Origin of the sequence: Sphingomonas koreensis, from assembly GCF_002797435.1 — a bacterium.
GTDB classification, from domain to species: Bacteria; Pseudomonadota; Alphaproteobacteria; order Sphingomonadales; family Sphingomonadaceae; genus Sphingomonas; species Sphingomonas koreensis.
Map to the genome: position 1 here is coordinate 3,904,882 of NZ_PGEN01000001.1, position 16,317 is coordinate 3,921,198.

A 16,317-nucleotide genomic window follows, 5' to 3' on the forward strand; every position below is an offset into this window, starting at 1 on the left:
GATCTGGCGAATGGTGGCGGCTCCCGGCGCGCCGATGCCCGATTTTGCCGAATGTTACAATGATGTGACGTTTGTGTGACGTCAAAGCCTGTGGACAGCGGCGGGGCGTGGCAATGCTGCGGCGCAAGGTGTTGACACACTTTTGCGACAAATAGGTGAGACAAGCTTGCCTTCCTTCCCCGGTATTCATAGCGCGTTCCCCCATGCGAATGATTCTCACCCTTTGCGCGTCCGCAACCCTTCTGGCGGCCTGCGGCGGCAACGATGCGGCGCTCAAGAAGGGGCGCGAAGCCCCGTTGGTGACGCTGGCGGCGGTCCAGCCGGCGCGCTTCGTCGAGCGGATCGATGCAGTCGGCACCGCGCGCGCCAACGAGCAGGTGACGCTGACCGCGCCGGTGACCCAGCGCATCGTTCGCCTCAATTTCGACGACGGCGCCTATGTGGCGAAGGGACAGGTGATCGCTGTGCTCGAGACCGCGACGCAGAGCGCCCAGCTTGCACAGGCACAGGCACGGGCCCGCGAGGCGCATCAGCAACTCGAGCGGCTGGAGGCGCTGAAGGCGCGCGGTTTCGCGACGCGCAGCGCGGTCGATACGCAGGTCGCGCTCGCAGGGCAGGCCAACGCCCAGGCCGCAGAGGCCCGCGCCGGGATCAACGACCGCGTCGTGCGCGCGCCGTTCGGCGGCTGGGTCTCGCTGCGCAACATCTCCGCCGGGGCGGTGGTGACGGCGGGGACCGAGATCGTGACCGTCAGCGACGTCAGCCGCATCAAGCTCGATTTCCCCGTGCCCGAGACGCTGCTGGCGCAGTTGAAGCCTGGCCAGCCGATCGTGGCAGTCGCCGCCGCCTATCCCGACCAACCCTTTCGAGGGACGGTGGATACCGTCGATCCCGTACTGAACCCCCAGACCCGCGCGACGACCGTGCGCGCGGTGCTGGCGAATGGCGACCGCAGGCTGAAGCCGGGCATGTTGCTGACGGTGACGATCGAGTCCGCCGAACGAACCGTGCCCGCGGTTCCCGAGCTGGCGCTGGTGGGCGAGGGCGAGAACATGTTCGTCTTCACCGTCGAGAACGGCAAGGCGAAGCGGGTGCAGGTCCGTACCGGGCTGCGTCAGAACGGGATGGTCGAGATCGTCGACGGTCTGCGCGCCGGTCAGCGCGTGGTGACCGAGGGGGTCGTCAAGATTGCCGATGGCCAGGCGGTGCGCACCGGCGCGGCGGACAATGCCAAGGGACGATCGGGCGCGGCCGCCAAGGCGGATGAGCCCAAGGCTGGCGGCAAGGCCGGCTGATGCAGCTTTCCGACGTCTCGGTCCGGCGGCCGGTCTTCGCGGCCGTCCTTTCGATCCTGCTGACGATCGTCGGCGTGGTCGCGTTCCTGAGCCTGTCGGTTCGCGAATATCCGGACACAGATCCACCGGTCGTGTCGGTCGAGACGGTCTATACCGGCGCCGCGGCCAGTGTGGTCGAGGCGCGGATCACCCAGCCGATCGAGGAAGCACTGTCGGGGATCGAAGGGATCCAGACGATCACCTCGCGATCGCGCGACGGATCCTCGGACATCTCGATCGAGTTCCGCCCGGGCCGCGACATCGATTCCGCCGCCAACGACGTGCGCGACCGCATCGGCAGCGTGACCGAAGATCTGCCCGAGGAAGCGCTGGCACCCGAAGTGCGCAAGGTGGACGCCGATTCCAGTCCGATCCTTTTCCTGGTCGTATCGCGTCCGGGCTGGTCGCGGCTGGAGCTCAGCGACTATGTCGACCGCAACCTGGTCGACCGGTTCAGCACGATCGATGGCGTTGCCCGCGTCTTCGTCGGCGGCGAGGCGCGGCCGTCGATGCGCGTATGGCTCGACGCCAACAAGCTCGCCGCGTTCCAGCTGACCCCGGCGGACGTCGAAACCGCGCTGCGCACGCAGAATGTGGAGCTTCCGGCCGGACGCATCGAATCGCAGCAGCAGAATGTGACGCTGCGCGTCGACCGGCCCTTTGCGTCGGCGGAGAGCTTCACGCGGCTGGTGGTCGGGCGCGGCCCGGACGGCTATCAGGTCAAGCTGGGTGACATCGCCAAGGTCGAGCAGGGCGCGGAGAACCCGTACACGACCTTCCGCATGAACGGCCAGTCGGCGGTCGGCATGGGTATCGTCCGCCAATCGGGCGCGAACACGCTGGCAGTGGCCGATGCGGCCAAGAAGACCGCGGCCGGGCTGGACCTGCCCGAAGGCATGACGATCACGGTCGGATCGGACGATTCGCTGTTCATAGGCCGCGCGATCGAGGGCGTGTGGCACACGCTGGCCGAAGCCGCGGTGCTGGTGGTGCTGGTCATCTTCCTGTTCCTGGGATCTTGGCGCGCGACGCTGATCCCGGCGGTGACGGTGCCGATCTGCCTGCTCGGCGCGTTCGCGGTGCTGTGGGCGTTCGGCTTCTCGATCAACCTGCTCACGCTGCTGGCGCTGGTGCTGGCGATCGGCCTGGTCGTCGACGACGCGATCGTCGTGCTCGAGAATGTGTACCATCGCATCGAGGAAGGCGAACCGCCCCTGGTCGCAGCGTTCAAGGGCACGCGGCAGGTGGGCTTCGCGGTGATTTCCACCACCCTCGTCGTGTGCGCAGTGTTCGTGCCGATCTGTTTCCTCGCCGGGCAGACCGGTCTGTTGTTCCGCGAGCTCGCGGTGGCGATGATCGGTGCAGTGGCGTTTTCGGGTTTCCTTGCGCTCAGCCTGACGCCGATGCTGTGCTCCAAGATGCTCAAGAAGCAGGAGCGCGGGCGTTTCACCGGCTGGGTGGACGACAAGTTCCAGAAGCTCGAGAATTTCTATGGCCGCTGGCTCGACAAGGCGATCAACCGGCCGCTGATCCCGATGATCGGCGTTCTGCTGTTTCTCGGCGTCGCGGTGGGCGGCTTCCTGACGCTCCAGTCCGAGCTGGTGCCGGCCGAGGATCAGGGCGTGGCGCAGGTGCAGCTGAGCGCGCCGGAGGGTACCGGCTTCGACCAGATGGACCGCTATGTCGTCCAGACGCAGGAAAAGCTGCTCCCGCTGCTCAACGAAGGTGCGGTTCGCACCGTGATCAGCCGCACCCCGGGCGGGTTCGGCGCGAGCGACGATTTCAACAGCGGCATGTTCATCGTCTTCCTCAAGCCTTGGGAGGACCGAACGACGACCACGCAGCAGGTCGCGCAGCAGATCAACCGCATCCTCGTCAACGAGCCGGCGATACGCGGCAACGCGCAGGTCCGCTCGGCACTGGGCCGCGGACGCGGGCAGCCGATCGGCTTCGTGCTGGCGGGGACGACCTATGAGGATCTGGCCAAGGCGCGCGACCGCATCCTGGCCGCGGCGGCGCAGAATCCGGGAATCATCAACCTCGATTCCGATTACAAGGAAACCAAGCCGCAGCTTCGCGTCGATGTGGATACGACGCGTGCGGGCGACCTCGGCGTGTCGGTGAACGATGTCAGCCAGGCGTTGCAGACCCTGCTCGGTTCGCGGCGCGTATCGACCTATGTCGATCGCGGCGAGGAATATCGCGTGATCGTGCAGGCAGACGCGGCGGGCCGCGCGACGCTGGCGAACCTGTCGACCATCCAGGTGCGCGCTCGCGACGGGTCGCTGGTGCCGCTGTCGAACCTGGTCACCACGCGCGAGGTTTCGGGGCCGCGCGACCTGGGCCGGTTCAACAAGCTGCGCGCGATCACGTTGTCGGGTGCGGTCGCGCCCGGCTATTCGCTGGGCGAGGCGCTGACCTTCCTGCAGGAACAGGCCGCGGCGTCGCCCGAGGTGATCGCGGTGGGCTATCGCGGCGAGAGCCAGGCGTTCGTCGAGACCGGCGGGTCGATCCTGCTGGTATTCGGCCTGACCATCCTGATCGTCTATCTGGTGCTGGCGGCGCAGTTCGAGAGCTTCGTCCATCCCGGCGTGATCATCATGACCGTGCCGCTGGCGGTGGCCGGGGGCGTCCTCGGCCTGGCGGTGATGGGGAAGACGCTGAACCTCTACAGCCAGATCGGCATCGTGATGCTGGTAGGCCTCGCGGCCAAGAACGGCATCCTGATCGTCGAGTTCGCCAACCAGCTGCGCGACGAGGGCAGGAGCATCGCCGAGGCGATCCGCCAGGCCTCTGCCCGCCGCCTGCGGGCGATCCTGATGACCTCGATCGCGATGGCCGCGGGCGCGGTGCCGCTGATGTTCGCGAGCGGCGCGGGTGCGGCGGCGCGGCAGGCGATCGGCGTCGTGATCGTGTTTGGCGTCATCCTCGCGACGATGATCACCCTGTTCCTCATCCCGATCCTGTACAGCAGGCTTGCGAAGTGGACCGGTTCGCCCCAAGCAGTGAGCCGCGAGCTGGAAGCGGCGATGGGCGAACCCCAGGCTGCCGAGTGACGGCCGCGGAATGGATATGGTCGCGTAACGTCCGGGTAAAACTCGCCCGGTAGAGGGGTGCGATGGAGATAGCGTCCAAGGGTCAGTTGCGCCTCGCCTTTCTGCGCTGGGCGATCGTCACGGTTCCGTTCATCCTGCTGCTGGGCTTCGCGTCGGGACGGCTGTTCCCGAGCGGAGAGGAGAATGGCTGGTACCAGATGCTGGTCAAGCCGGAGGCGACGCCGCCGGGACGGGTGTTTCCCGTGGCATGGACCACGCTCTACGTGCTGCTGGGGCTGGCGCTGGCGATGATCGTCAATGCGCGCGGTTCGCGGCTGCGACGGCCGGCGCTGATCCTCTTTGCGGCGCAGATGGCGGCGAACCTTGCCTGGTCCCCCTTGTTCTTCGGCTATCATCAGGTGTCGGCGGCATTGCTGCTGCTCGTCCTGATCCTCGCGCTGGCGCTCGCGACGACGTTCGTCTTCGCACGGATTCGCAAGGGTGCGGCGTGGCTAATGGTGCCGTATCTGGCCTGGCTCTGCTTCGCCGCGGTGCTCAATTACCAGATCGACCGGCTGAACCCGAATGCGGAAACTCTTGTGCCCGGCTCTTCGACATCCCAAATGAGTGTTTGAAACACGTGCTATCTGGGCCTTGACTGACATGCAGAGCGACAACCGCATTTTCGACGATTTCGTGAAGTTCGTGAACGGCGCGGCCGGCACCATGGCGGGCATGGCCCGCGAGGGTGAGGCGGCGGCGCGCGAGCGATTCAAGGGTTTCGTCGGTGGCATGGACTTCGTCGCGCGCGACGAGTTCGAGGCGGTGAAGGCGATGGCAGCGGCCGCACGCGACGAGAATGAGGCGCTGAAGGCGCGGATCGACGCGCTCGAGGCGAAGCTGGCCGGTGCTGCGGCGCCCAAGGCGGCCCCGAAGGCCGCAAAGCCGAAAAAGGGTGCGGCTGAAGCGTAAGCCCCGCTTTTCCACACCTATTTAGGCTATAATAACCATAACCCGCTTGTGCGGCGCAGCGCCGCAAGGCACCCATGCGCTCAGGCAAGGGCCGGGCGGAGGGACGACCGGATGCTCGATGAGAGCGAATATGAGCGCGACGATGCCGCGCCGATCGACATGCTGGAAACCTATTACGCCGCGCATGGCTGGAGCCATGAGCGCGAGGACGACGAGATCGTCGCACGCGTAAAGGGCAGCTGGACCGAATATGAGCTGCGCGCGATCTGGCGCGAGGATGACGGCGTGCTCCAGTTCCTGGGCTTCCCCGACGTGCGCGTGCCCGAGGAGCGGCGCGGCGACATCTACGAGACGATCGGGCTGGTCAACGAGCAGCTGTGGATCGGCCATTTCGAGCTGTGGTCGTCGAGCGGCATCCTGCTGTTCCGCCACGCTGCGATGATTCCGGGCGAGGGCGACGGCGACACGAGCGGCGCGTCGATGACGCTCGCCCAGACCGAATTGCTGGTCGAAAGCGCGATCGACGAGTGCGAGCGTTTCTACCCCGTGTTCCAGTTCGTGCTGTGGGGCGGCAAGTCGCCGCGTGAGGCGATCGCCGCAGCGCTGATCGAGACGCAGGGCGAGGCCTGAGGATCAGGCTCGCGATCGGCGATCATCTGCGCTTCGGCGGGGTTGATAAGGGATGCCGGCCTTGCTTCGAACTGAACTCGCAACGGCGTCACGGGAACGTCTGCTCCATTATCTCGCGGGCCATTTGATGGCACTGACCAACCAGGAAGAACCGCTAACGGCCGGGCGTCTTGATGGGATCATGGAGCATGTCGCTGCTCTGAATGTCCGTTTGGCTGACAGTATCCGGATCGAGCTGAACAAGTGAGGCAACGCCCTGTGACCCTTCCAAAGACCCTCTGGCTGATCGGTTGCGGCAATATGGCTGGGGCGATGCTGCGGCGCTGGGTTGCGGCGGGGACCGTGCGTGGCGCGGACGTGTTCGTGCTCAACCGGCGCGAGCAGGACCTGCCCGAGGGCGTGCGGCAGGGGCGGGTACTGCCCCAAGGCGCGCTGCCCGATGCGGTGATGCTGGGGGTGAAGCCGCAGCAGATCGACGAGGTCGCGGGGCAGATCGCCGGGCGGATTGCCGGGGTGCCGTTGCTGATCTCCATCCTTGCCGGCGCGGACGAGGCTGCGCTGGCGGCGCGGTTCGAGGCGCGGGCGATCGTGCGCGCGATGCCCAATCTTCCGGTCGAGATCGGCATGGGCGTCGTGGCGCTCCATTCGGAGGGCGCGAGCGCAGATGCGCGCGCGCAGGCCCAGGCGCTGATGGCGCCGCTCGGGCTGGTCGAGTGGGTCGAGGCGGTGCACTTCGCCGTGGTTGGCGCGCTCGCCGGGAGCGGGCCTGCGTTTGTCTACCGGTTCGTCGATGCGCTGGCAGCAGGCGGGGCCGCGCTCGGGCTTCCGGCGGAGCAGGCGCTGCGGCTGGCGCTGGCGACGGCCGAGGGCGGGGCGCTGCTGGCGGCGGGATCGACGGACACGCCGGGCATGCTGGCCGACAAGGTGGCGAGCCCGGGCGGATCGACGCGTGCCGGCCTGAATGTGCTCGACGCCGACGATGCGCTCATTCGGCTGATAACGGAGACGCTCGCCGCATCGGTGCGCCGGGACGCCGAAATGGCCGCTGCCGCACGCGGCTGAACGGAACGTCGCCGGTCGCAAAGGGTTGATGTGCCACACCCTTTCGACGGAGGCAGATCATGGCGACGACGACGCAGGCCCGCGACAGCAAGGGCCGCTTCAAGGAAGAAAATGGTTCGTGGTTCGGCGGCTACGGTCCGATCGCCGGCGCGGTCGCAGGCGGTGCTGCGCTCGGCGTGCTGGCGATGCTGGGCCGCAAGGCCGCAGTACAATCGGCAACGGCGCTGGCCGGTGACTGGATGGACGGGCTGATCGCCGAGCATCAGGCGGTGCTCAAACTGTTCGATACCATCGAGGCGACGGACGACAAGGACACGGGACGGCGCACGATGCTGTTGATGCAGATCAAGCACGCGCTCGCCAAGCACGCGATCGAGGAAGAGAATGTGATCTACCCCGCGCTGCGCGAGGCGGGGAAGATCGAGGAGGCCGACGCGCTCACCAAGGAGCACGGCTATGTGAAGCAGTATCTCTACGAGTTGGAGAACATGCCCAAGACCGGTCCGGCGTTCCTTGAGAAGGTGCGGAAGTTCCGCGCCGATCTTGAGGAGCATATGGACGAGGAGGAGGAGCGGCTGTTTCCTGCGCTGCGCACGCAGCTGACGGAAGAGAAGAATGCGCTGCTCACCAAGGCGATGAACAAGGAAGGGTTCAAGGTCGCCTGAACTATCGCCCCAGGGCCGAGACGCGCTTGCGCTCGGCCTCGGGGATCAACCCCTCCAATACCGCCCAGAAGCCGCCGACCGCACCCTGGCCCGCGCTCGAATAGGCAGCGGCGAGCTTGTCGCGCAGCGCTTCGAAGAGCTGGCTCTCCAGCGCCGTTCCCTCTGCGGTCAGGCGCAGCAGGCGCTGGCGGCGGTCCTCGCGGCCCGGGCGCGTCTCGATCAGCCCGCGATCGGTGAGATCCGCAAGGACGCGGCCGAGCGACTGTTTGGTGATCGCGAGCAGCGCGATCAGCTCCCCCACCGTCAGATCGGGCTGGCGCGCGATGAAGTAGAGCGCGCGGTGATGCGCGCGACCAAGGCCCTGCGCCGCCAGCCCCTCGTCGATCGAGCGCGTCAAATGGCTGTAGCCGAAATAGAGCAGCTCTACGCCGCGCCGGATCTCGGCTTCGCGGAGGAACAGGGGAGAGGCAGTTGGGACAGCCATGTTGACCTGTTTTGCCATCGGGCTTAGGCGTGCGCAACCGGCATCTTGGATGCCATTGGCGTGATGGTGCTGACGCCTTGAACAGGAGAGAGTGACGTGAGCAGCGCAATGTTCGAGTTCGAAGCCAACCCCAATCCGGTTCCCGCCAGCGAGCGTGCCGCGCTTCTGGAGAACCCCGGTTTCGGCAAGCTGTTCACCGATCACATGGCGATGGTACGCTGGAGCGATACCAAAGGCTGGCACGACGCCAAGGTCGTCGCGCGGGGGCCGCTCAGCCTCGATCCCGCGACCGCGGTGCTCCATTATGCCCAAGAGATTTTCGAGGGCCTCAAGGCCTATCGTACCGGCGACGAAGGCACCGCGCTGTTTCGTCCGCTGGAGAATGCTCGTCGCTTCCGCGAATCCGCGCAGCGCATGGCGATGCCCGAACTGCCCGACGACCTGTTCCTGGGATCGATCGAGGCGCTGGTGAAGGCCGATCGCGAGTGGATCCCGCAGATCGAGGGCGGCTCGCTCTATCTGCGTCCGTTCATGTTCGCGAGCGAGGTGTTCCTGGGCGTGAAGCCGGCGTCGGAATATCTCTACCTCGTCATCGCATCGCCCGCGGGCGCCTATTTCAAGGGCGGCGCGCCGGCGGTGACGATCTGGGTTTCCGACCACTATACCCGCGCAGCGCCGGGCGGCACGGGCGCGGCCAAGTGCGGCGGCAACTATGCCTCAAGCCTCGTTGCGCAGGCCGAAGCGATCCGCGAGGGCTGCGATCAGGTGGTGTTCCTCGATGCGGTCGAGCGCCGCTGGGTCGAGGAATTGGGCGGCATGAACCTGTTCTTCGTGTTCGACGACGGCAGCATGGTCACCCCGCCGCTGGGCGGAACGATCCTGCCCGGCATCACCCGCGAATCGATCCTGACGCTGGCGCGCGAGCAGGGCATCACGGTGCGCGAGGAACCCTATGCGATCGACCAGTGGAAGGCGGACGCGGGAAGCGGCAAGCTGGTCGAGACCTTTGCCTGCGGCACCGCAGCGGTGGTGACCCCGGTGGGCAAGGTGAAGAGCCGGGATGGCGAGTTCACGATCGGCAGCGGCGGTCCGGGCCAGGTGACCGAAGCGCTGAAGGCCCGCCTCACCGCGATCCAGCGCGGCCAGGCGCCCGACATCCATGGCTGGGTGCATCGTTTCGGTTGACCCCCTTTTCAAGTCGGAAGGCGCGCTCTAAGGGCGTGCCTTCCGCACATGCTGGGGCGTAGCCAAGCGGTAAGGCAGCGGTTTTTGGTACCGCCATGCGCTGGTTCGAATCCAGCCGCCCCAGCCAGCATTCCCTTGTGTTTCGGCTCCAAGGAGTTGAAATCACGGGAGAAGCACTGCGATGAGTTGTTCGGCGAGTTGGACCGGGTTTGACCGGTTTGGGCGGCAATTGTCTCACGATTTGTCTCATGATTTTGTGCCTTCGGGGTGCCGGCCAAGGAGTCGGCACTGGCACGAATTGCAACCTTCAGCCCTGCGTCGATCGATTCGCTCAGGCAGGGCAGGCTACAGGACCCTCGCACGCCAGACCTGATGATCGAGGTGCTGCCAAGCGGCAGGAAGGTGTGGAAGTACGAGCGTCGGCTGGCCGGCGACGGCGCATTGATCAGGCGGACCCTCGGTAGGTTCCCCACGCATAGGATGAGGACGCCCGCGAATGGGCGGCCGCATTAAATGATCAGGTCGAGACCGGCATCGATCCGCGTGAGGTCAGACGAGCGGAAGAAGCCGCAGAGCGTGCACGTGAAGCGCGTGCTTCTCGTGCGAAAAAGCCGAACAAGCCCCGTACGATCAAGGACAAGTTGGGCATCTACACCCGCGATATCGCGCCGACGCTGGCTCAGCGTTGCATCTATGCGATGAAGTCGTCGGGGGGTATGGGAGATACCCGCCCATCGCGCCAAGAACAGCTGCGCGCGTCGTATCGAGCTTGTTGCTTGGGGGCGGCGACTGATCCATCCAATCATGAGTGGGTTTTCCCGGCCGAACGAATGGAAGGTCCGCGCACACAGGGTTGGTACCAGGCACGGGATCGCGTGCTGCCGCGCTTGATGCGCCGCGGCCTCGTGCGGCGAACGATGATGAGTGTGGGAGTTAGAACTACGTTGTAGCTGACAGTCGGTGAGACTCAAATTCCGTGAGAACGAAGCCAGATACCAACCTTGCGAAGCGTCCGGAACAGAACGTCAGCTATCCCGGTCGTAGAGTTGGTGCCCACACGCGATCTACATTCTGGCCGGACCGAGCCCGTTCACCAGCGCGTCGGCGACATCGCCATCAGAGACAAGGCCCGGGCCGAAAAAGGGGCACCGTGTCGTAATCCTGATAATTGATGCGCGTATCAGCGGGCCGTGGCAGGGAATCTGAGCGTCTCTTCATTGGCTGTTGCTGAAAGACTGCAACGCGCCCCCATTTCTGACGTTCGGAACGATCGCTGCCGCCCCCATGAGCCGAGCGCCAGCCGTCGCGCAGAGGCCGATCGGTCCCTTGCGCGAACACTGCGACCGCGTCGCCGATACGGATCTTGCCCGTCTCCGCGCCTCCGAAGCCGGTCGAGAGCATGTCGGGTCACATCAGCACCTGCTCATCGGTGAGACCGTCCGGGATCGGCGCGAGATTGGCCATCGCGTTGGGGACAAGCAGATAGTCGGCCTGCGCCCCGTCGACCGTGTCGCCGAAACGTCAGCCGCCGATCGCTTTCCAGCCGTGCGCGGTGCCTGCACCGCACTGCGCGTGGCAGCCGTCGAGCGATGCGTTGGACCAGCCCGACGGCGTAATCGCACCGGCGATGACTCGCTGGCCTTCGCGATAGCCTTGCACGGCCGAGCCGAGCTTCTCGATCATGCCGACTGGTTCGTGGCCGATCGTCAGGCCCGGAGCGACGGGGTATTCGCCCTTGAGGATATGGATATCCGTCCCGCAGATGGTCGTCGTGGTGATGCGCATCAGCGCATCGAGCAGGCCGACCTCGGGCACCGGCTTTTCACCCAGGACCAGCCGGCCCGGCTCAAGGAAGATCGTCGCGCGCATCTTGTTGGCCATGTGAAATCCTCCTTGCGGTCACCTCGCGAGGGCAGAGGCCCTCGTGCTCAGCGATGGGTCCAGGCGATCACTGCCACCCAGCCATCGATCAGCGCGGTCGAGATGAATTGCAGCAGCCAGAAAAGGAGCAGCCCGCTAACAGCATAGGTTGCCATGATTGCAGCCCTCCGCGCAGCACGCTTCGCCCGCCAGTCGGATGCGGCATGCCGATCGTCTGGCGATTTGCGTCGCTGGCTATTCGGCACGGGCGTCCTCCGCGGGCCGGCGCTCGCTCCGAGGATCACGCGCTCGGGGCAGCACCCTGCGCAACGGCGAGCGGCCCACCGCGGCAATTGCCTGATCGGCAGCATCCAGCGCGGTCCGGCGCTCCGCGTCGGAGGGCAGTGCGAGCAGTCGGGCCTCGAGCTTCGCGATGAATGCGGCGTAGCGGTTGCGCCAGTCATCCGGCGCGAGGAGTGTCGCGGCGTCAGGCCGCGCGCCGCGGATGCGCCGGGCCGGTTCTCCAACCTCAAGTCTGAACTGTTCCCCGAGCAGGGGTGCGAGCGGCTGAGGGAGGCCGGGAATTGCCGCGGCATCGCGAACAAGCTGCACAAGCGCTGGCTGTTCGCCATGATCGAGGAAGATCGTACCTCTCACCGGCGCCCGTTTGGTGAGCCATCTGAGCAGGCCATCACGATCGGCGTGAGCGGAATATGCGTCGATCGTGCGCAGCCGCGCCCGCACCGGCACATCGGCACCGGAGATTCGGACGGCTGTTGCGCCGGCGGCAAGCACCGCGCCGAGCGTGCCCTGCGCCTGATAGCCAACCAGCAATATGGTCGAGTCGCCCCTTGGCAGGTTGCGAAGCAGATGATGGCGCACCCGGCCACCGGTGCACATGCCAGAACCGGCAATGATGATGGCGCCCGACAGCCGGTTGAGGCTCTTCGACTCCTCGACACTGCGCGTAAAGCGCACCTCAGGATGATCGAACGGGGACGGACCGCCATGGGGCGGGCCTTGGAACCGGCGATACGCCTGGGTGACCCGGTCGGCGAGCGGCGCGTCGACGAACACCGGCACCGGCGCGATACGTCCCGCGTCGAATCCCGCGACGATATCCTCGATCAGAACTTGCGTGCGTTCGAGCGCGAAAGCCGGAATGACCAGGTTGCCGCCGTGCCCGAGTGCCGCCTCGATCTCGCGGGCGAGCAGTTCGCGACGTTGGCCGATCGTCGGAATCGTGCGGTCGCGATTGCCATAGGTCGCCTCGCATATGACATGGTCCCAGCCGCCCGCCGGCGCGGACGGGCCCGATATTGTAGCTGCGCCCGGACCGATATCGCCGGAGAAAAGCAGGGACTGCCCATCGATCCTGAGCTCGACCGACGCGGCGCCGAGGATGTGATGCGCGTCCCAGAAGCGCAACGACACGCCAGGAAGCGGCTCCAGCCATTTGCCGATCGCGAGTCCTTTGACCTGCCCGATAAGCCGCTCGACATCGTCGAAGTCGTAAAGTGGCTCGAAGGGGGGGAGGCCCGTCCGGTCGGGCCGTTCATTCCGGCGCTCCGCGTCGGCCGCCTGCAGGTTCGCGGCATCCGCGAGCAATGGTCCGAGAAGCTGTCGATTGGGCGGCGCACACCAGACGGGTGCGGTCAATCCTTCGCGGACCAGAAGCGGCAAGCGACCGGAATGATCGAGATGTGCGTGCGTCAGGATGACGAGGTCGAGTTCGGCGGGATCGAAGGGCAGTGGCTCGTAGTTCAGCGCTTCGAGTGAGCGGGAACCCTGGTAGAGGCCGCAGTCGATGAGCACGCGATGGCGCTCCGAGCAGAGCTCCATGCACGATCCGGTGACCGTGCCTGCTGCGCCGTGAAAGGTGAGTTCGAGCGACATATGCGGTCCGGTGAGCCTTCTCGCTTGCGTTGCCCCGGGCATGCTTGGTTGCATGCCTCGAGCCGGAAACGAGAGTGATGGCGCTCGAAGAGAGGCGGCATTGGGAATGTCCCTAATGTCCGCCTCACCGAACCGGAGCGAGCAGCGTGCATCCGTATACCCACGGATTCCGGTACCTCGGCGTCTCGACCAAATCGAGGTCTCCAATCGGAGGAGCCGGTCATGATCGAACCGAAATATGTCTCGCTTGCCACGATTCAGGCCAACCGCAACCGCCGCGCGCTTTCGGGTGTCTGGCTGCTGGTCGGGATAGTGGTCATGCTCGCCGCAATCGCGGCGCTTCAGCCACTGCGATGAATCATCGAAGAACGGCGCGGTGTGACGCCGCCCGGTACCCGGCGGCCATGCTCTTGACGATCGTCCTCGGGCTGGCGGGTGTCGGCGTGCTCGTCAAGCTCGGCATGATGCTCGTCCGCGATTTCTGGATCATCGTCATCGCTTGGCTGCAACCCTAGCGCCGCCCCGCATCACAGGGCGAGCGTCTGCTTCAGTCGGCCGAGGACCGGCCGCTGGCTTGGCAGGATCCAGTCCGAAGCTTCGGAGAGCGGCATCCAGCGCGCTGCGTCGATCTCGGGAAAGCGCATCTGCCGGCCGCTGCGGGGCGGCCATTCGAGATCAAACGTATGGCTGCGCAAGTCCGCGGGATCGAACGTGCCCTCGCAAGCAAACGCATGGACGATCTTGCCGCCGGCCTGACGGATGCTGCCGAGCGGGAGCAACGTGCCGCTTATCGCGATCCCCAGCTCCTCCTCGACCTCGCGCCGCGCGGCGGTCTCAGGCGCCTCCCCGGCTTCGATCAGGCCCTTGGGAAGCTGCCAGGCACCGATCTGCTTATTGCGCCAGAAAGGACCTCCAGGATGCACGAGCAGAACTTCGAGCCCTATATTGGTGAGACGATAGAGAAGCACGCCAGCGCTTTGCGGAGCCATCGTCGAGCTTTCCCATGGCCGGAGAGACTGCGCAATCTGGCTATTCGTCCTCGCCGGGCAGGATCGCGGGGGGAGATTCGTCGGGTTGCGGATCCTCCATCGGCGTCGTGTCGGGGTCGCAGCGATCGGGCGGCGGCGGCGCGAACTCGGGCACGGCGGGCACCGGTGCTTCGGGCAGTGGTGCCCGTGGCGCCTCGGGCGGGCAGGGCGGTTTCGCGGGATCGTTTGGGGCGATTGGCGGTCGAGTCGGCATCGGTCGCATTCCTTGACGGTAGCAGGCGATTAGCTGTTCGCTGGGTCCAGATGCTGTGCGGTCCTTCTTGCATGGCGCTCCCGGGCGAGCTCGCTGCACATGAAGCGTGCGGTCTGCTTCACCCGGCCGAGCAGCTCCGCGATGTAGTTTTCGCGCGCACCCTCAACCACGGATTCGAAATGCACATGCTCCGCCTCGCGAAAACCGAACAGGTTGGCGAGGTAGGTGTCGAAGGCCTGGCGAAGCGAGAGCCACTGACCCCGCTCGTTGAGCCAGGGCAGGCTGGTCGCGGAGCTTGACAGCGTGAGTAGCCGCTTGCCGTGGAAAAGCGCCGCGGATGCCTCGCTCTTGAGGTAGGCGGGACGGAAGTTGGCGCCGAGCACGCGCTCGACATAGCCCTTGATGATCGCAGGCGGCGTGCCAAACCAGATCGGGTAGACGAACACCAGCACGTCGCAAGCCTGCAGCATTGCAAGCTCGGCCTCGACGTCCGGCGAGGGCGATGCACCAGCGCGTAGCAGCGGATCGAAGTCGAGTGCATAGAGGTCGCGGATGTCAGCGTCCTGCCAGCACTCGCGCGCGACAGTTTGATAGGTCTCGGCAACCTGATGATTGAAGCTGCCGGGCGCCGGATGACCGAGCACGATCAGATGGCGCGCCGACACTGCGGAGGTCGGCATCCTTTCCTCCTTTCAGTGCGCGAGGAACAGCGGCACTGGGCATTCGCGCAGCATACGCCGCGTAACGCCGCCGATCATCGCCTCGACCATCCGGCTGTGTCCGAACCCACCCATGACGAGATAGCTCGCCGTCATCTCCTCGAGTTCGTCGAGAATGACCGTGCTCGGAATGTCCACGCCCGAGGACCGCTGCAGCAGGCTCGCCTTGACCCCGTGCCGCGACAGATACTCCGCCGCTTCGAACGCCGGCACCCTGATCGAGCCGTCATCGACTTCGAGGATCGTCACGCGATCGGCAAGCTGGAGTAGCGGCACCGCGGCGCGCAGCGCGGCTTCAGCCTCGCGCGATCCGTCCCACGCGACCATTGCATGGCCGAAGGCATCGAAACGGCGCGCGGTCTCCGGTACCGCGAGCACCGGCTTGCCCGACTTCACCACGACCTCGCCGGCCGTGCCGAACATGTCCGGATAGCTCGTGCTATCGAGCTGCCGGTTGACCACGAGGATGTCGCTGATCGCGGCTGCATCGCGGAGCGAAGAAGCGAGGTCGCCGGTTACGTCGATCCAGCTATAGCCCACCTCTTCATCGGCCAGTCGCGGCTGCATCCGTGCGCGGTTTGCTCGCTCGGCTGCCTGTTCGTCGGCGATAAGCGTCGCCGTGCTGGCGAACACCCCGTAGTCTTCGACGGCCACGGGCAGCATCGCGACATCGACGCAGGTAAGATGACCGTCGATCGCGCGGGTGAGGTCGAGAGCGCACTGGAAGCGCGCTTCCTGCCCCGCATCGTCGTGCAGGAGCACCAGAACATTCTTCATGGGATCGCCTCCATCACTGTTCTGATGAGAGGCTATTGCGGGGGGCGGCGCACCGTCACTGGGATATATACCTACACCGCCCGGCTGAAGCGCGGTGTCTCGGTGCCTCGATACGCGTCGAATGCCGATGCCACGACCCGCCCGTAAGGACGGGCCCAGGAAGCGATGGCGATCCTGTCCTTGCCGAGCGTGACGATCCCGCGTTCAACCAGCGGACCCAGCCGCGCGAGCGATTCGGCGAAGACCTGCGTCGTGTGACCACGCTGCCGGGCGTCCTCGGGTCGCGCGAAATGATCGGGCAGGTAGCGGTGCGCCGGGCTCAGGCCTCGTCGGCGCCGAACGGCTCGCCGTCGTCCACCGGCAGGTGGAACTCGTGCCACAAGCCGTTGATGATGCCGAACCCGACCGCGAGCCCGAGGCCCAATACCCAGGTGAAATACCACATGATCGTTGATC

Annotated in this window: 17 protein-coding genes and 1 tRNA gene; 10 read left to right on the forward strand and 8 right to left on the reverse strand. The window is 65.9% G+C overall.

Annotated features, from left to right (window positions below):
- The first annotated feature begins 203 nt into the window (after window positions 1-203).
- From BDW16_RS18770 to BDW16_RS18800, 7 genes are all read left to right on the forward strand, one after another.
- Window positions 204-1,295 (forward strand): efflux RND transporter periplasmic adaptor subunit, encoded by a 1,092-nt coding sequence (locus tag BDW16_RS18770; RefSeq protein WP_066574251.1) that lies wholly within the window; start codon window positions 204-206, stop codon window positions 1,293-1,295.
- Complete coding sequence (locus BDW16_RS18775; protein ID WP_066574247.1) at window positions 1,295-4,390, forward strand: efflux RND transporter permease subunit; 3,096 nt, start codon at window positions 1,295-1,297, stop codon at window positions 4,388-4,390. Before BDW16_RS18770 ends, BDW16_RS18775 begins: the two co-directional genes overlap by 1 nt.
- A gap of 62 nt (window positions 4,391-4,452) precedes the next feature.
- Complete coding sequence (locus tag BDW16_RS18780; RefSeq protein ID WP_066574243.1) at window positions 4,453-5,004, forward strand: TspO/MBR family protein; 552 nt, start codon at window positions 4,453-4,455, stop codon at window positions 5,002-5,004.
- A 28-nt stretch (window positions 5,005-5,032) separates the two neighbouring features.
- Window positions 5,033-5,341 (forward strand): accessory factor UbiK family protein, encoded by a 309-nt coding sequence (locus tag BDW16_RS18785; RefSeq protein WP_066574239.1) that lies wholly within the window; start codon window positions 5,033-5,035, stop codon window positions 5,339-5,341.
- Window positions 5,342-5,452: 111 nt separating this feature from the next.
- On the forward strand, window positions 5,453-5,971 hold the full coding sequence (locus BDW16_RS18790; RefSeq protein WP_066574236.1) for a type III secretion system chaperone family protein: 519 nt from the start codon (window positions 5,453-5,455) through the stop codon (window positions 5,969-5,971).
- 258 nt (window positions 5,972-6,229) lie between these two features.
- Window positions 6,230-7,033: a pyrroline-5-carboxylate reductase family protein gene (locus BDW16_RS18795; RefSeq protein WP_083954179.1), complete on the forward strand. Its 804-nt coding sequence runs from the start codon at window positions 6,230-6,232 to the stop codon at window positions 7,031-7,033.
- Between the two features lie 59 nt (window positions 7,034-7,092).
- Complete coding sequence (locus BDW16_RS18800) at window positions 7,093-7,698, forward strand: hemerythrin domain-containing protein (RefSeq protein ID WP_066574231.1); 606 nt, start codon at window positions 7,093-7,095, stop codon at window positions 7,696-7,698.
- Between the two features lies 1 nt (window position 7,699).
- On the opposite strand, the gene BDW16_RS18805 is transcribed toward BDW16_RS18800, so the two are convergent.
- Complete coding sequence (locus BDW16_RS18805) at window positions 7,700-8,182, reverse strand: MarR family winged helix-turn-helix transcriptional regulator (protein ID WP_066574965.1); 483 nt, start codon at window positions 8,180-8,182, stop codon at window positions 7,700-7,702.
- 108 nt (window positions 8,183-8,290) lie between these two features.
- Between BDW16_RS18805 and BDW16_RS18810 the strand changes: the two genes are divergently transcribed.
- Together BDW16_RS18810 and BDW16_RS18815 are read left to right on the forward strand one after the other, a co-directional pair.
- Entirely contained in the window at window positions 8,291-9,367 is a 1,077-nt protein-coding gene (locus BDW16_RS18810; protein WP_066574229.1) for a branched-chain amino acid aminotransferase, read from the forward strand.
- 52 nt (window positions 9,368-9,419) lie between these two features.
- A tRNA-Gln gene (locus tag BDW16_RS18815) sits at window positions 9,420-9,494 on the forward strand.
- A gap of 1,394 nt (window positions 9,495-10,888) precedes the next feature.
- Here BDW16_RS18815 and BDW16_RS21745 read toward each other — a convergent pair.
- A complete protein-coding gene (locus BDW16_RS21745) occupies window positions 10,889-11,248 on the reverse strand; it encodes an alcohol dehydrogenase catalytic domain-containing protein (protein WP_075152482.1) in 360 nt (119 codons plus the stop codon).
- A 234-nt stretch (window positions 11,249-11,482) separates the two neighbouring features.
- On the reverse strand, window positions 11,483-13,330 hold the full coding sequence (locus BDW16_RS18830; RefSeq protein WP_241910311.1) for an MBL fold metallo-hydrolase: 1,848 nt from the start codon (window positions 13,328-13,330) through the stop codon (window positions 11,483-11,485).
- 15 nt (window positions 13,331-13,345) lie between these two features.
- Here BDW16_RS18830 and BDW16_RS21830 point away from each other — a divergent pair, with 15 nt between their 5' ends.
- On the forward strand, window positions 13,346-13,480 hold the full coding sequence (locus BDW16_RS21830; protein WP_255265760.1) for a hypothetical protein: 135 nt from the start codon (window positions 13,346-13,348) through the stop codon (window positions 13,478-13,480).
- A gap of 170 nt (window positions 13,481-13,650) precedes the next feature.
- Here the strand turns inward: BDW16_RS21830 and BDW16_RS18835 are convergent, their stop codons facing one another.
- From BDW16_RS18835 to cydX, 5 genes are all read right to left on the reverse strand, one after another.
- Entirely contained in the window at window positions 13,651-14,112 is a 462-nt protein-coding gene (locus BDW16_RS18835) for an NUDIX hydrolase (protein WP_066574216.1), read from the reverse strand.
- Window positions 14,113-14,152: 40 nt separating this feature from the next.
- Window positions 14,153-14,365, reverse strand: coding sequence for a hypothetical protein (locus BDW16_RS21180; protein ID WP_125958840.1), 213 nt, complete (start codon window positions 14,363-14,365; stop codon window positions 14,153-14,155).
- A 29-nt stretch (window positions 14,366-14,394) separates the two neighbouring features.
- Window positions 14,395-15,045 carry an NAD(P)H-dependent oxidoreductase gene (locus tag BDW16_RS18840; protein WP_066574213.1) on the reverse strand — a complete coding sequence of 217 codons (651 nt, stop codon included), beginning with the start codon at window positions 15,043-15,045 and terminating at the stop codon, window positions 14,395-14,397.
- Window positions 15,046-15,057: 12 nt separating this feature from the next.
- Window positions 15,058-15,861, reverse strand: a complete 804-nt coding sequence (locus tag BDW16_RS18845; protein WP_066574211.1) for a universal stress protein — start codon at window positions 15,859-15,861, stop codon at window positions 15,058-15,060.
- 319 nt (window positions 15,862-16,180) lie between these two features.
- Window positions 16,181-16,306, reverse strand: coding sequence for a cytochrome bd-I oxidase subunit CydX (gene cydX / locus BDW16_RS18850; RefSeq protein ID WP_075152478.1), 126 nt, complete (start codon window positions 16,304-16,306; stop codon window positions 16,181-16,183).
- Window positions 16,307-16,317: the final 11 nt, after the last annotated feature.

Coding starts and splice junctions, on each gene's coding strand:
- BDW16_RS18770 (WP_066574251.1), top strand. CDS start 204: ATGCGAATGATTCTCACCCTTTGCGCGTCCGCAACCCTTCTGGCGGCC.
- BDW16_RS18775 (WP_066574247.1), top strand. CDS start 1,295: ATGCAGCTTTCCGACGTCTCGGTCCGGCGGCCGGTCTTCGCGGCCGTC.
- BDW16_RS18780 (WP_066574243.1), top strand. CDS start 4,453: ATGGAGATAGCGTCCAAGGGTCAGTTGCGCCTCGCCTTTCTGCGCTGG.
- BDW16_RS18785 (WP_066574239.1), top strand. CDS start 5,033: ATGCAGAGCGACAACCGCATTTTCGACGATTTCGTGAAGTTCGTGAAC.
- BDW16_RS18790 (WP_066574236.1), top strand. CDS start 5,453: ATGCTCGATGAGAGCGAATATGAGCGCGACGATGCCGCGCCGATCGAC.
- BDW16_RS18800 (WP_066574231.1), top strand. CDS start 7,093: ATGGCGACGACGACGCAGGCCCGCGACAGCAAGGGCCGCTTCAAGGAA.
- BDW16_RS18805 (WP_066574965.1), bottom strand. CDS start 8,182: ATGGCTGTCCCAACTGCCTCTCCCCTGTTCCTCCGCGAAGCCGAGATC.
- BDW16_RS18810 (WP_066574229.1), top strand. CDS start 8,291: ATGTTCGAGTTCGAAGCCAACCCCAATCCGGTTCCCGCCAGCGAGCGT.
- BDW16_RS21745 (WP_075152482.1), bottom strand. CDS start 11,248: ATGGCCAACAAGATGCGCGCGACGATCTTCCTTGAGCCGGGCCGGCTG.
- BDW16_RS21830 (WP_255265760.1), top strand. CDS start 13,346: ATGATCGAACCGAAATATGTCTCGCTTGCCACGATTCAGGCCAACCGC.
- BDW16_RS18835 (WP_066574216.1), bottom strand. CDS start 14,112: ATGGCTCCGCAAAGCGCTGGCGTGCTTCTCTATCGTCTCACCAATATA.
- BDW16_RS21180 (WP_125958840.1), bottom strand. CDS start 14,365: ATGCCGACTCGACCGCCAATCGCCCCAAACGATCCCGCGAAACCGCCC.
- BDW16_RS18840 (WP_066574213.1), bottom strand. CDS start 15,045: ATGCCGACCTCCGCAGTGTCGGCGCGCCATCTGATCGTGCTCGGTCAT.
- BDW16_RS18845 (WP_066574211.1), bottom strand. CDS start 15,861: ATGAAGAATGTTCTGGTGCTCCTGCACGACGATGCGGGGCAGGAAGCG.
- cydX (WP_075152478.1), bottom strand. CDS start 16,306: ATGTGGTATTTCACCTGGGTATTGGGCCTCGGGCTCGCGGTCGGGTTC.